Source organism: Paenibacillus sp. FSL M7-0896 (assembly GCF_037975415.1).
Taxonomy (GTDB): domain Bacteria; phylum Bacillota; class Bacilli; order Paenibacillales; family Paenibacillaceae; genus Paenibacillus_AQ; species Paenibacillus_AQ silagei.
Window position 1 is genome coordinate 3,150,756 of record NZ_CP150250.1, and the last position, 13,108, is coordinate 3,163,863.

Annotated in this window: 13 protein-coding genes; 11 read left to right on the top strand and 2 right to left on the bottom strand. The window is 52.3% G+C overall.

Features of this window, described 5'->3' with window-relative positions; all coding sequences use genetic code 11:
• Positions 1-276: 276 nt before the first annotated feature.
• Together MKY12_RS13375 and MKY12_RS13380 are read left to right on the top strand one after the other, a co-directional pair.
• Positions 277-1,209 (top strand): NAD-dependent epimerase/dehydratase family protein, encoded by a 933-nt coding sequence (locus MKY12_RS13375; protein WP_339314061.1) that lies wholly within the window; start codon positions 277-279, stop codon positions 1,207-1,209.
• 115 nt (positions 1,210-1,324) lie between these two features.
• Positions 1,325-1,855, top strand: coding sequence for a hypothetical protein (locus MKY12_RS13380; protein ID WP_339257469.1), 531 nt, complete (start codon positions 1,325-1,327; stop codon positions 1,853-1,855).
• Positions 1,856-2,029: 174 nt separating this feature from the next.
• Here the strand turns inward: MKY12_RS13380 and MKY12_RS13385 are convergent, their stop codons facing one another.
• Positions 2,030-2,473 carry a DUF4395 domain-containing protein gene (locus MKY12_RS13385; protein ID WP_339314062.1) on the bottom strand — a complete coding sequence of 148 codons (444 nt, stop codon included), beginning with the start codon at positions 2,471-2,473 and terminating at the stop codon, positions 2,030-2,032.
• 208 nt (positions 2,474-2,681) lie between these two features.
• Between MKY12_RS13385 and MKY12_RS13390 the strand changes: the two genes are divergently transcribed.
• The 8 genes from MKY12_RS13390 to MKY12_RS13425 all read left to right on the top strand — a co-directional run bounded on the left by MKY12_RS13390 (position 2,682) and on the right by MKY12_RS13425 (position 10,668).
• Positions 2,682-3,251 carry a TetR/AcrR family transcriptional regulator gene (locus tag MKY12_RS13390; protein WP_036728785.1) on the top strand — a complete coding sequence of 190 codons (570 nt, stop codon included), beginning with the start codon at positions 2,682-2,684 and terminating at the stop codon, positions 3,249-3,251.
• 66 nt (positions 3,252-3,317) lie between these two features.
• Positions 3,318-4,772, top strand: coding sequence for a DHA2 family efflux MFS transporter permease subunit (locus MKY12_RS13395; RefSeq protein ID WP_209871028.1), 1,455 nt, complete (start codon positions 3,318-3,320; stop codon positions 4,770-4,772).
• Positions 4,773-4,954: 182 nt separating this feature from the next.
• Complete coding sequence (locus MKY12_RS13400; RefSeq protein WP_036694109.1) at positions 4,955-5,287, top strand: PadR family transcriptional regulator; 333 nt, start codon at positions 4,955-4,957, stop codon at positions 5,285-5,287.
• Entirely contained in the window at positions 5,287-6,606 is a 1,320-nt protein-coding gene (locus tag MKY12_RS13405) for an FtsW/RodA/SpoVE family cell cycle protein (RefSeq protein ID WP_339256423.1), read from the top strand. The genes MKY12_RS13400 and MKY12_RS13405 overlap by 1 nt, the downstream gene beginning before the upstream one ends.
• 69 nt (positions 6,607-6,675) lie before the next feature.
• Positions 6,676-7,443 (top strand): M15 family metallopeptidase, encoded by a 768-nt coding sequence (locus MKY12_RS13410; RefSeq protein ID WP_339256425.1) that lies wholly within the window; start codon positions 6,676-6,678, stop codon positions 7,441-7,443.
• Positions 7,444-7,542: 99 nt separating this feature from the next.
• Positions 7,543-8,319 carry a stalk domain-containing protein gene (locus MKY12_RS13415; RefSeq protein ID WP_339256426.1) on the top strand — a complete coding sequence of 259 codons (777 nt, stop codon included), beginning with the start codon at positions 7,543-7,545 and terminating at the stop codon, positions 8,317-8,319.
• Between the two features lie 204 nt (positions 8,320-8,523).
• Positions 8,524-9,138, top strand: coding sequence for a TetR/AcrR family transcriptional regulator (locus MKY12_RS13420; RefSeq protein WP_339256428.1), 615 nt, complete (start codon positions 8,524-8,526; stop codon positions 9,136-9,138).
• Between the two features lie 42 nt (positions 9,139-9,180).
• Positions 9,181-10,668: a DHA2 family efflux MFS transporter permease subunit gene (locus MKY12_RS13425; protein ID WP_036728772.1), complete on the top strand. Its 1,488-nt coding sequence runs from the start codon at positions 9,181-9,183 to the stop codon at positions 10,666-10,668.
• Positions 10,669-11,201: 533 nt separating this feature from the next.
• Here the strand turns inward: MKY12_RS13425 and MKY12_RS13430 are convergent.
• A complete protein-coding gene (locus MKY12_RS13430) occupies positions 11,202-12,101 on the bottom strand; it encodes a DMT family transporter (RefSeq protein ID WP_339256431.1) in 900 nt (299 codons plus the stop codon).
• Between the two features lie 120 nt (positions 12,102-12,221).
• Here MKY12_RS13430 and MKY12_RS13435 point away from each other — a divergent pair, with 120 nt between their 5' ends.
• Positions 12,222-13,103, top strand: coding sequence for a LysR family transcriptional regulator (locus MKY12_RS13435; RefSeq protein ID WP_339314063.1), 882 nt, complete (start codon positions 12,222-12,224; stop codon positions 13,101-13,103).
• Positions 13,104-13,108 lie beyond the last annotated feature (5 nt).

Here is a 13,108-nt window from a genome sequence, read left to right on the forward strand (position 1 = left end):
TGCAAAACTATTGATTTTCAATAATTCACCATATGTCCATATAAAAGCTTGAAATCGACATTAATCGTCAAATTAACCCAATGAATACAGGAACTTGAAGGCGGTATACTGGGTACAGTGGCATATTTACTGGTATATATATCCTGCATCTCTTGAGGAAGCAACATGGATATTCCGGTTCATCATGACTGCGAACCATACTCACGGGCAGATTGAATGGACCGTCATGCAGCTTGCTGAAGGTATTCATGCGTTCGTTAAGGAGCCGTTAATGTTATGAATCTCGTAATTGGAGGCAATGGCGGTCTGGGCCATTCCATCACACAAGAATTACTGTCACGGGGCAGACTGGTGAAGGCTACCTACCACCGTTCCAGCCAGGCTTTACGCAGGCTGAAGGGCCCGCTGTTGACCCTGGCGGCAGTAGATGTAAGGAATGAGAAGGTGCTTGCTGAAGCGCTGAATGGGGTAACAACCGTCTATTTCTGCCTTAATGTACCGTATCAGGATTGGTACTCTGTCATGCCAGAGGCGCTGGAGCGGGTAACCCGTCAGCTTAAGTCCGGCCAGACCTTGGTATTTCCGGGCAATATCTACGGTTACGGCAAGCTCCAATATCTTCCGGCGGATGAACGCCATCCGAAGGAGGCACGAACCCGCAAGGGGAAGCTGCGGAATCAACTGGAGGAGCTGCTGAAGACGGAGGCTGAACGGCGGGGATTCCGTTACGTGATTCCGCGATATCCGAATTACTACGGTCCCAATGTCACGAACCGCTTATTCGGACCGATCTTTAGCGGAGCCCTCCAGGCGAAGACGATTAAGTGGCCGGTGAAGCTGGACGTTCCGCATGATCTGGTCTATATCCGGGATGCGGCCAGAGCAGCTGTATTGCTGGCGGAGAGCGGTGAGCAGGGGGAGTGGCATGTGTCCGGCTCCGGAGCTATTGAGGGGCGGCAATTTCTGATGAATATCCACCATGCGGCTGGCAGTCCGGGAAAGTGCTGTGCGGTGCCGAGCTGGGCAGTCGGATTAGCCGGTATGTTCAATAAGGAAATAAGCGAATTCCATGAGCTTCTATACGAATTCGAGTATCCGCTTCTGCTGAATGATAATAAATTCATGATGCGGTTCCCCGAATACAATCCGACATCGTATAAGAGGGCCATTAGGGAAACCATAGAATGGTTCCGTGAAGAGCTGGGTTAGCGGATGAAGCCAAGGGAAATGAGCAGCAGTGCTTTTTCATGACAAGCTTGCAGAATTGTACGCCGTCCCGGGTAGCATGATATGCTATAGGCAGTAATACACGGGAGGTAATATGATGACACGTGACATACAACATATGCCTTATGGCTATGACCCGCCAGCCAGTGAGCGTAAGGGAACGCTGATCTTCTATGATTCGTTCGAGCATATATCGGATATGGAGCTGCTTAAGGCGGCGGAGACGGCAGTGGAGCGCAAGTTCACGAAGCTGGTGCTCTACCCGCTGCATGAAGAAACCGTCCGGCGGATGACGAAGGAGCCGGTGAAGGCCTGGTATAAGCGGGATGACCGGCTGCATGCGTGGAAAAAAGAGCAGGGACAGTCCTTCATCACGGTAGAGAGCCTCGAAGGTAAGCGTAAGAAGTATACCCCGCTGGATTCGGCACTGCGTCATATCAGCGACATTTACCCCGCGCCGTATTTTCTCTATCTGACTCCAGATATGGCGAATCTGTTCGCCTCCTTCTCCTCCTTCGAGGAGTGGATCGTCAAGCTGCGTCTGCTGCTCTCCGAAGCGCCGGCTGAGGTCCATCCGCGCCTCGAGAAGTTCCGTCACCGCTGGGATGTGGCAGGCAGGGAACGCTGAACGGGCTACACCTTAGTCCGTCTCATTCCGGCAGGCGCTTCCCAAGGCCTGATTCTTAATATGGATGAGGGCGCAGGCCAGCCAAGCCTTGACAGTAGTGTTCCACTGCTGCAAGGACTGGCTGGCCTGTTCTGTACAAGGGGTAGAGGTATGCAGCAGGAAGGAAATCCCGGATTATTTGTGAAGCCCGGCCTGCTTGCGTCTGTAAGTGTACATTCTCCACTGATAATGAATGAAGCAGCCGATGCAGAAGCCGAGAATGGCAACCGTTGCTGCGATTCCGACCATCATGGTGAAGATATATCCGGTGATCGTCCATCCGGCCAGAAAGCTGACCAGTCCGCCTGCCAGACAGAAGACGGCAATCTTCTGGTTGAATTGCTGCTGCTCCGGGTCTTCAAGCACATAGGCGGAGCGTGGCTTCGTCAGCAGCGGGCTGCATAGCCTGATGACGGGATGATATCCGAAGATTAGACCTGATAATCCGGCAGCAAGCGGGAAGGCGAGAATCCAGTGGATATCTGTGAGCAAGGCCAGTAATACAGATATGACAATGAAGGCCTGATTGAGCTTCACTAGCGGGCGGGGAATTCCCTGCATTGCAGGCTTTTGACTCATTTTAATCATACCTTTCACATTGGAATAATTAATTTTAATTCGATTATAGCGGCAGAACGGATGCGTGGCAATCCTTAAGTCTTATGAACCAACAGTGAAAATTAAAATTTAAAATTATTATCCATTGACAGGAGGAGTTTTTTTGTGGTTTTATTATGTAGACCAATTGTTATAATGGTTGGATCGTCAAGATAAGGAAGTGTAGAGCTTGTCGAACAAGCCTAATGCACGCGAAGCCATTGTGGATACGGCTTCCAGGTTGTTTTTTACACAGGGGTACCATGCTACCGGACTGAATCAGATCATTAAAGACAGCGAATCGCCCAAGGGTTCCTTGTATTATTATTTTCCCCACGGCAAAGAGGAGCTGGCCCTGACCTGCATTAACCGGACTAGTGAAGAGGTAGCCCGTTTATTGCGCCATTATATGGAGAGTGAAGCGGTGCCGGCTCAGGCTGTGCAGAATTTCATCATGTCTATGGCAAATGAGGCGGAGAAATCCTCTTTTGAAGGACTGGTTCCGTTCAGCTTCTGGGTAGCCGTGGAGACCTCCTGTGTCAGCCATGAGCTGCGCACTGCTTGCCAGTGTGTCTTCAGGGATTGGCAGGATATTATTGCGAAGCGTCTGATCCGGGAGGGGGTACAGGAGGAAACGGCAGAGTGCAAAGCTTCGGTGGTGGTCTCCTTGTTCGAGGGGGCGCTGCTGCAGGCGTTGACCTGCAGAAATATTCAACCGCTGGAAGCAGCAGCAGAGTGCATTCCGGCAATACTGGCTTAACCGTAATACGCAAGACCCTAGAGAGATATACACAGATACCAGGAGGATACGAGAGTGAATGCAACTATGACTGACAAGGGTTCAAGTAAGCCCCGGCAATTCAAGACTTTACCCATTCTGATCTCCCTGCTGATTGCCGGCTTCATCGGCATGTTCAGTGAGACCGCCCTAAATGTAGCTTTAAGTGATCTTATGAATGTCCTGCAAATTACACCATCGACGGCGCAGTGGCTGACTACCGCCTATCTGCTGACGCTGGGCATTCTGGTTCCGATCTCAGGGATGTTGCTGCAGTGGTTCACCACAAGACAGTTGTTCGTCGCTGCCTTATGCTTCTCTATTCTGGGCACGTTCCTTGCGGCGATTTCGCCGAATTTCGAGTTTCTGCTCACTGCGAGAGTGGTGCAGGCGATGGGAACCGCGCTGCTTCTGCCGCTGATGTTCAATACGATTCTAATCATCATTCCCGCTGAGAAAAGAGGGGCGGCGATGGGACTTATCGGCTTGGTAATCATGGTAGCTCCGGCGATTGGACCTACGATTGCCGGTCTGCTGATTGAGAGCCTGAGCTGGCACTGGATCTTCTGGCTGTCCCTGCCGTTCCTGGTAATGGCTCTAATTAGCGGAATTCTCTTCATGCAGAACGTCACGGAAGTGACGAAGCCTAAGATTGATGTCCTGTCCATTATTCTGTCCTCCTTCGGCTTCGGCGGTATTGTCTACGGCTTCAGCAGTGCCGGTGAAGCGGAAGGCTGGGGAAGTCCGAAGGTTATTATCGCCATCGTGATCGGTGCGATTGCCCTTATTCTGTTCTGTATCCGCCAGTTGACGATGAAGCAGCCTATGATTGATCTGCGCGCCTTCAAGTTCCCGATGTTCGTGGTTGGGGTACTGATGGTCTTCATCTGTATGATGGTTATTCTCTCCTCGATGCTGATTCTTCCTATGTATCTGCAGCAGGGACAAGGGTATTCAGCCTTCAAGGCAGGATTACTGCTGCTGCCGGGCGGAATCATCAACGGGCTGATGTCGCCGGTCATGGGACGTCTGTTCGACAAATACGGTCCGAAATGGCTGGTTATCCCAGGACTGGCGCTCGTCGCCGTCTCCTTGTGGTTCTTCTCGGGAATTACAGCTACTTCGACCGTTGTCTTCGTGATCGTGCTTCACAGTGTGCTTATGATCGGAATCTCCATGATTATGATGCCTGCACAGACGAATGGTATCAATCAGCTTCCGCTGGAATACTATCCGCATGGTACAGCCATTATGAATACACTTCAGCAGGTAGCGGGTGCGATTGGTACAGCGCTGGCGGTAAGCATCATGACCTCCGGCTCCAAAAGCTACATGCAGACCGTCACTAACCCGGCTGATCCGCTGAACATCGGCGCTGCCTTCACTCATGGAGTGCAGAATGCCTTCATCTTCGGGATGGTCATGGCTATTATAGGTCTGGTGATTGCGTTCTTCCTTAAGCGTGTCATCGTATCGCACAAGACTCAGGCTTCTATGCATTAATTATCATGGAATTGAATAAGAACCTCTCCTTGCTAAAATGGGCAACCATTTGGCGGGAGAGGTTCTTTTGTGCGTGTAATGTATGGAGGCGGATGTCGGAAAGGCTGGACTTCATTTGGTTAATACTGTATATTAAGCATAGATTAACGATGTATAGGCAAAACAAACAGGAGGAAATGCCGATGAAGGTCAGCAAAGAAATGCTGAAGGGGAGCACGGGGACGATGATCCTCACGCTGCTGCTCGACAGGCCGCTGTATGGGTATGAGCTGATTAAGGAGCTGGAGCAGCGCTCGCAGGGAGTTTTTGCCTTGAAGGAGGGTACGCTCTACCCGATTCTTCATGCGATGGAGAGTGAACGCTGGGTGGAAGCGTATTGGATGGAGGTAGACGGACGCAGACGCAAGTATTACCGGCTACTGGATGAGGGCAAGCACAAGCTGCAGGAGAAGAAGGCGGAATGGGCACTGTTCAAGGGTGCCATGGATACCGTTCTGGGGGAGGGCAGCGGCTGATGGAACAGAGTAAGAAGGAACTGGAGCGTTATCTGGATACAGTATGCGCAGAGGTTAGAGCCAAAGGGATGCACAGTGAAATCCGGGACGAGCTTAGCGGACACTTCACAGACCTGGTGTCGGAGCGGCTGGAGCTTGGTGCTTCCGAAGAAGAGGCGCGACAATATGCGATCAGGCAAATGGGAGACCCGCAGGCCATCGGCCGGGATCTGCACCAGATTCACAAGCCCAGGATTCCCTGGTCGCTGCTGGCGGGTGTTATTCTGTTGTCGGCCGTAAGTCTGCTGGGGATGGCGGCTGTGGAGTCGGGGTTTACTGGGGATCTTATTCCTAATGCTCTAATGTTGCGTCAATCTGTTTTTATCATCCTTGGTCTTATAGCCATGACCGGAATGTTCTTCATCAATTTCAAGCAATTGCAGCGGGCCTCGGGGTGGATCTATGGCGGAGCGCTGCTGTTGATTGCCGTCGGTATGTGGTTTAATCCGAATATGATAAACGGTACGAGGCGTTATGCTTTCATTCTGGGCTTCCCGTTCGATCTCATTGGATATAGTCCTTATCTCTTTATAGTCGGACTGGCAGGGATCTTGAAAAGACCCGGGGTGCAGAATGCTTCAGGCAGCCGGATTAGAAACTGGAAGGAGGTAGGCTTGCTGCTGCTGCCTGCGGCCATCTATCTTGTCATATCTTCTTTTGCCGAACTGGTTGTATATCTGGCGGTTGCTTTACCATTATATGTGTGGATAACCCGGAGATGGGGCAGAGCGGTGGTTGTTGCCGCAAGCTGTGTATCTGGCCTTGCCCTCTATGTTTGGAGTCAACTTCATTTGAGTGACCGGAACATTGCTGCCTTCTATGATGTAGTGACAGGTGCAGGCTATATTAATGGGATCATACAGGGTACGCTTACCTCCGCCGGCTGGAAGGGCCAGGGGTTCGATGGAGCAGAGAACGGGTTGATTTATCCGTATACAGATTTTTTCCCTGTGTACCTGGTTCAGAGCTTCGGCTGGGCCGGCGGCCTGCTGCTGCTTGTGCTGGTCTGCTGGTTTGTGCTCAGAATGTTATCCTCTGCACGCACCGTAAGCGATACCTATGGACGGGCACTGATTCTGGCACTGGCTCTGATGCTCTCCATTCGTCTAATCTATGGCCTGACTATTCTCACCGGCAGAATGCCGCTGATCTCCATACCGTTCCCGTTTCTGAGCTACGGACAGCATGTGTTCATTGAATTCGCGGCTCTCGGGCTGCTGATGGGGGTCTATAGGCGTAAAGATATGCTCCCAGCGGGTCAAGCTCCATCTTCGCTATAGACGCTCCCTGGGGCTGCACCGTATACTGGAAGGGTAAATATGGGATGAGGCAGGTGAGGAGTAAACATTGTGAATAAGCTGAGATATAGAGGCACAAGACTGGGATTACTGTTAGGCGCAATAATTGTAAGCGGGGCTGTGTTTCTGGGCGCCATGACAACGGCAACAGCAGCACCCGTGACTCCTGAGACACCGTTTACACCAAGCACAGTTGTGAAGAAATACAATCTCCCCGGCGGTTTTGTCTATCTGGATGAGGTTATTCCCTCGGCGCAATATGAGATCCGTTACTATAGTGAGAATAATTTTACCGGCACCAGGGTAGACGGATATAAGGCCCCGCTCGCGATCTTCTCGAAGACCGCCGCTGCTGCGCTGAAGAAGGTTAGCGAAGATCTGGAACAGAAAGGCTATATCCTGAGAGTCTATGACGCTTACCGTCCGCAGCAAGCCGTTAATCACTTCGTGCGCTGGTCACAAGACGCCGGTGATCTGAAGATGAAGGCGCAGTATTATCCGAAGCTGGACAAGCGGAATCTGTTCAAGCTGGGCTTCATCGCCAAGAAATCCGGGCATTCCCGGGGCAGCACGATCGACCTGACGCTGGCTCAGAAGAGTACAGGCAAGCTGGTGGATATGGGCAGTCCTTATGATTTTTTCGGCGAAATCTCTTACTATAATACGAATCTCATCAGCAGCACCCAACATGCGAACCGGAAGCTGCTGAAGGATGCGATGGTGAAGCAGGGCTTCAAGCCGTACGCCAAGGAATGGTGGCATTTCACACTGATCAAGGAGCCTTACCCGAAGCAATATTTCAACTTCAAAGTGGAGTAGGGCTGTTCCAAAGCAGTATATAACGGTTAATGAATTAGGCAAGGTTAATCTCTGAAGCATGCGTGCATAATATTCGAATATAGGAAAGGTGGGATCGATTTGTTCAAAAGAATCGTAGCCGTATTCCTTAGTGTAATGTTATTTGCAGCAGGAGCAGGTGTATTGACCAGTAATAACGTTAGTGCCGCCGGAAGCTTGAGGATTATCGTGAACGGTCAGGAATTGCAGACGGGTGAGACATCGGCCTATACCAACGGACCGGACGTCATGCTCCCGCTGCGGGAGACGGTAGAGGCCCTCAAATATAAGGTCACCTTCAGTGGAGCTACCGGGACGTTCCTGCTGGAACGGTTCCAAGAGAGTGTTCAGTTCAGATTATCCGGTAAGGAGCTTGTGCTGGACGGCAAGAACAAAGTACCGTTTACAGGCGGCTTTGAGTTAAAACAAAAAAAGGCGTACGCGCCGCTGTCTTTTTTTGCAGCGATCGGGTTGGTTACTTCTTATAATCCGGAAACCGCTCAGGTTGAAGTATACACACGGGAGGTAATGGCAAGTGCCGTAGCAGGTCTGCTGGCAGCTGGTAACTATCCGGCACTGAAGGAGCGGTATTACGCCAAGGACGCAGAACCCGCTGTTCTTCCGGTTCTCCAGCAGAGCTGGGAAGGGATTAACATGCTGGCGGGCAGTTACCGCGGAGTGAAATCGACCACCAGCACACAGCAGGATGGAGTAATCACGATTGTGAGCGTATTGTCCTTCACCAAAGCGGAGGCTGTACTGACTCTGGAACTGGGCGCTTCAGGCAAGCTCACCAAGCTAACTCTAACGCCGGTCCAGGCAGCCAGTGAAGTATTGGCCGGCCCGGCCCCATCCTAGATTCTCATAAGACATAACTCTGCTCCCAAGGGAGAATTCCACGGCTTAAATATAGCTGCAGGAATTCTCCCTTTAACTTTCTGTTGACAGAATGCCGGAAAGAGAGTAATTTTAAATTCGAATTAAACAATGTTTAAATCGTTGATTAGATCAATGATTAAGATTCTGTGACAGAGGAGGGCGACAAGCTGCATTATGGTTAAATTGGGCAACAAAGCTGATTCTTCAGATAAAGATACGAAGCAACTTATCCTCGATGCCACGGTTGCGCTGATCCGTGAGGACGGATTCCAATGCATTACCCTGCGCAGTATCGCGGCAAGAGCTGAGACCAATCTGGCCCTGGTGAACTACCACTATGGCTCCAAGGAGAAGCTGTTCGGCGATGCTGTGAAGCAGCTCGTGGCGACCTTTGACGATGCTTTTAAGGCACTGGAGGACACTTCGTTGCCGCCGAAGGAGCGCATGAAGCTGTTTTTTACCCGTTACATTATGAATCTTAGCCGTTATCCCGGGATGGCCCGGCAGATGCTGGATCAGAGACACCATATTATGGGCTCCCACGATGAATATGCGAAATATTCCAAGCTGATGAGAATTGAACGGATTCTTGATGCACTTGCCGAGATTACCGGAGAGCAGGACCGTGACAAGCTGATGACGATGACGATGCAGATCTACGGGGCCATTGTATTTCCGGTGATTATGGTGAGCAGTCTCCCCAAGGAGCGTGAGGATCTTCAGCAGATCTTCAAGCTGGCCCCGCTGGAGGAGCAGATTGATGGGTTGTTTGAGCTGTATTTTCACAAGTATAACTAATCATGAATAGAGAAAAGAGTGGACAAGAGAATGTCAAAACCTATGAATCCAAGTAACACCGCCGCCGCAGAGGCGCCGTTCTCGTTGAGAGCTATAATTCCATCATTGCTGGCGATTATTGTCGGCATGATCATGGTTATTCTGGACAGCACCGCAGTCAATGTGGCCGTTCCGAATCTGGTGCAGTATTTCGATACGGACCTGAAGACTGTTCAATGGGCGATTACCGGCTACACGCTTGCGCTCGCTGCTGTAATTCCGCTGGCAGGCTATATGACCGACCGGTTCGGGTCCAAGCAGGTATTCCTAACGACCATTGCCATGTTCGTGCTTGGCTCTGTGTTATGCTCGGTAGCTCAGACTTCGGGGCAGCTTGTCTTGTTCCGCGTCATTCAAGGTCTTGGCGGCGGCATGGTCGCTCCGATCGGGATGGCGATGGTCTTCAGACTCGCTCCGGCAGAACGCAGAGGCTCGATCATGGGGATGCTCGGTATTCCAATGCTGCTGGCTCCGGCCCTTGGCCCGATCCTCGCAGGTTATCTGGTGGAGTATGTGAGCTGGCACTGGATTTTCCTGATTAACCTGCCTATCGGTATTGTGGGTATTATTCTTGGCCTTAAGTATTTGCCGGTGACCGAGAAAAAGGGAAGAGCCCACCTCGATATCCTCGGAATCATTCTGGCTCCGCTCGCGTTCTCGATGCTGGCTTATGGCGTCAATCAGGGCGGCGGAGAGAGCTGGACCTCAACCGGGGCTATCCTAGGCTTGTCGGTTGGGGGAGCCGCGTTGATCGTCTTTGTCATTGTTGAACTGCTGCAAAAGCATCCGCTGCTGGAGCTGCGCGTCTTCCGTTCCTCGGACTTTACGCGCGGGATTATTCTGTCCTGGGTCACACAGGCGGCATTGTTCGGCTCCATGCTGTTCGTTCCGCTGTACCTCCAGCAGATCCGCAATTATACACCGCTGGAGACCGGGCTGATCCTGCTTCCACAGGCGCTGGCTTCCGGAGTAGGGATGCCGCTGGGCGGCCGGTTGTTCGACCGGATCGGAGCGCGTCCGCTAGTGTTCGTAGGTCTCAGTATTATATCGACGGCACTGTTCCTGCTCTCAGGAGTTACAGTTGACACCAGTCTTCCTGTTATTATACTGTCTCTGGTCATGATGGGCCTGGGAATGGGTCTGTCGATGATGCCGGTCAACACCCATGTTCTGAACTCTGCGCCGCGTGAATGGGTGAACCGGGTTACCCCGCTTACCGCCGCTGCCCAGCAGGTTGTGGTATCGTTCGCTGTTGCCGGCATGACCGGGTACCTGACCAGCCAGATTGCGGTGCATATGGGTAAAATGACGGCCGGAAGCAATCCGCTTGCCGCTGCCGTACAGGGCTTCGGGGATGTCTTCTTCCTCTCGGGCTGCATCGCCGTAGCCGGAGTGGTCCTCAGTCTGATTCTGCGCCGTCCGAAGACAGCAGGCGCTGCACCTTCTCCTGAAGAACAGCAGACGGATGCCGCCATGATGATGGGGCATTAATCGGCCATAGCTGTTATAGGCGACACATGTTATAGACTAACAAAGAACGTCCCTGACTGCCGGTTGGCAGGGGGACGTTTTTTTTGTGCTTTTTGAACGCTCAGGTGGGGATAAGAGATATAGAGGGGCCATGGGTGCGAGCCGGATGTATGTGGAAAACTGAATACAATGTGCGGGTGAGGGGGTGCATGGGAGGATGCTGGACCAGCTCAAGGCTGAAGGTAGATGAATGAAGAGCACTAGTGCCCCTGAATTCGCGGGATGTGGGCGAAAGGAGCAAATGAAGAGTCCATAGTGCCCCTGAATTTGCGGGATGTGGGCGAAAGGAGCAAATGAAGAGCACTAGTGCCCCTGAATTTGCGGGATGTGGGCGAAAGGAGCAAATGAAGAGCACTAGTGCCCCTGAATTCGCGGGATATGGGCGAAAGGAGCAAATGAAGAGCACTAGTGCCCCTGAATTCGTAGGATGCCCCAAAAGTGGACGGATGTCTAAGATGTTTGTTCCATTTCCACTCAATCTAGCAGAAGAAGAGCTACAGATGCGCCCGCCGCTTCCTCAGTAGCCTTGCCGGAGGAACCATATGCAGCTTGCCCAGCAGCTCAGAGGCCAGAATGCCCAGCAGCACAAGGGCGGCACCGGTGTAGCCCTGGAGCGAAAGCTGTTCGTGTACGAACAAGTAGCCGAAGAAGGCAGCGAATACCGGCTCAAGGGCGAAGATCAGACCAGTGCGGGTCGGTGTAGTATACTTCTGGGCAACCGGCTGCAGGATGAACCCGCAAGCGCTGCACAAGATCCCCAGAGCCAGAATCGCGATCCAGCCCGGGAGGGTGGACGGTAGCGAAGGCGTCTCGAAGATAGCAGATAGAATCAGGGCATAGCCCCCGGCGAAGCCGAGCTGTAGAATGCCGATATTCAGTGAGTCGCAGGTCTTAACCGCCCGGCTCGTCACGAGAATCTGCACCGCATAGAATACTGCTGACAGAATGCAGAGGAGATCACCGGGCCGGATTTGCAGCGAGCCATTAAGCGTAAGCAACCCGATGCCGCTGATGGCGAGCACAGTGCCGAAGATTTGCGGGGGCGCGACTTTTTTTCTAAACACCAGAACCTCAAGCATAGGAACAAAGACAACGGTCAACGCAACCAGGAATCCGGCATTAGAGGTCGTGGTCGTCTTCAGCCCGAAGGTGATGCAAGTGAATACGCCAAGCAGCAGGAAGCCGAGCAAGGCTCCGTATTTCAAGGTTCTGGCATCCACACTGCGCAGCCGTTTGCGGAACAGCAGTCCCGCCAGGATGAAGGCCAGCCCGAAGCGCAGTGCGATCAGATTGAATTCTCCCAGTGTACCCAGCCCCAGCTTCATGAACAGGTAGGAGGAGCCCCAGAACAGTGTTACTACAATGAGCATTAGCTCGGCCTTAAGCGGCTTCATTCAGTCATCATCCTTCTTTATTTCAAGTGAGTATAGTATAATACGCTCGAATACATAAGGTAACTGAATGTTTATCATAGGATACATGAGAAAATGTCATGCTAAGTGAGGGGGCTGGACATGAGTCTGATTAAGTACGAGGTGTTCTTGAAAGTGGTGGAGCTGGGCAGTCTTACGAAGGCAGCGGAGGCGCTGGGCTTTACCCAATCCGGCATCAGCCATACGATCAGCAGTCTGGAGCAGGAGTTCGGGTTCCCGCTGCTCGTGCGCAGCCGATCAGGCGTGAAGCTGACGGTAAACGGGGAGCAGGTGATGCAGCCGATCCGGGAGATTCTGAACTGGAATGAGCAGCTGAAGCAGCAGGTAGCGGATATTCATGGTCTGGAGACGGGGACGATTACGATAGGAACCTTCACGAGTGTCTCTGTCCATTGGCTGCCGGATATCATCAAGCAGTTCCGTGAGGAATATCCGTACATTGAGTTCAAGCTGATGGAGGGCGGTTATCTGGAGATTGAGCAGTGGATCGAGGCTGGGGTGGTTGATTGCGGCTTCCTCTCATTGCCTACAAGGGAGCGGTTCGAGGTCATTCCGCTGAAGCAGGACCGGATGCTGGCGATCCTCCCGCTCGGCCATCCGCTGAGTAAGGCCCCTTATATGCCGCTGGCCCAGATCGCCTACGAGGACTTCATCATTCCGAAGCCCGGCTCGGATTATGATGTGCAGCGGGTGCTGGAGAAGGCCGGGATTAAGCCGAACATCAAGTTCTCGGCCGGGGACGATTACGCTATTATTGCCATGGTGGAAAAAGGCCTGGGCATCAGCATCCTTCCAGAGCTGGTCACCCGGTTCCAGTATGAGCGTGTAGCCATGCTTGAGCTGGAGGAGCGGAGCTTCCGTTCCCTGGGCATCGCAGTCAACTCGATGAAATATGCTTCACCTGCCACGCGGCGATTCTTACAGCATGTGCAGCACTGGTCTTCCAGCCAAGGAGCCATTTAACTTGG

Coding starts and splice junctions, on each gene's coding strand:
- MKY12_RS13385 (WP_339314062.1), bottom strand. CDS start 2,473: ATGAGTCAAAAGCCTGCAATGCAGGGAATTCCCCGCCCGCTAGTGAAG.
- MKY12_RS13375 (WP_339314061.1), top strand. CDS start 277: ATGAATCTCGTAATTGGAGGCAATGGCGGTCTGGGCCATTCCATCACA.
- MKY12_RS13430 (WP_339256431.1), bottom strand. CDS start 12,101: ATGAAGCCGCTTAAGGCCGAGCTAATGCTCATTGTAGTAACACTGTTC.
- MKY12_RS13425 (WP_036728772.1), top strand. CDS start 9,181: ATGAATCCAAGTAACACCGCCGCCGCAGAGGCGCCGTTCTCGTTGAGA.
- MKY12_RS13400 (WP_036694109.1), top strand. CDS start 4,955: ATGAAGGTCAGCAAAGAAATGCTGAAGGGGAGCACGGGGACGATGATC.
- MKY12_RS13405 (WP_339256423.1), top strand. CDS start 5,287: ATGGAACAGAGTAAGAAGGAACTGGAGCGTTATCTGGATACAGTATGC.
- MKY12_RS13395 (WP_209871028.1), top strand. CDS start 3,318: ATGACTGACAAGGGTTCAAGTAAGCCCCGGCAATTCAAGACTTTACCC.
- MKY12_RS13435 (WP_339314063.1), top strand. CDS start 12,222: ATGAGTCTGATTAAGTACGAGGTGTTCTTGAAAGTGGTGGAGCTGGGC.
- MKY12_RS13380 (WP_339257469.1), top strand. CDS start 1,325: ATGACACGTGACATACAACATATGCCTTATGGCTATGACCCGCCAGCC.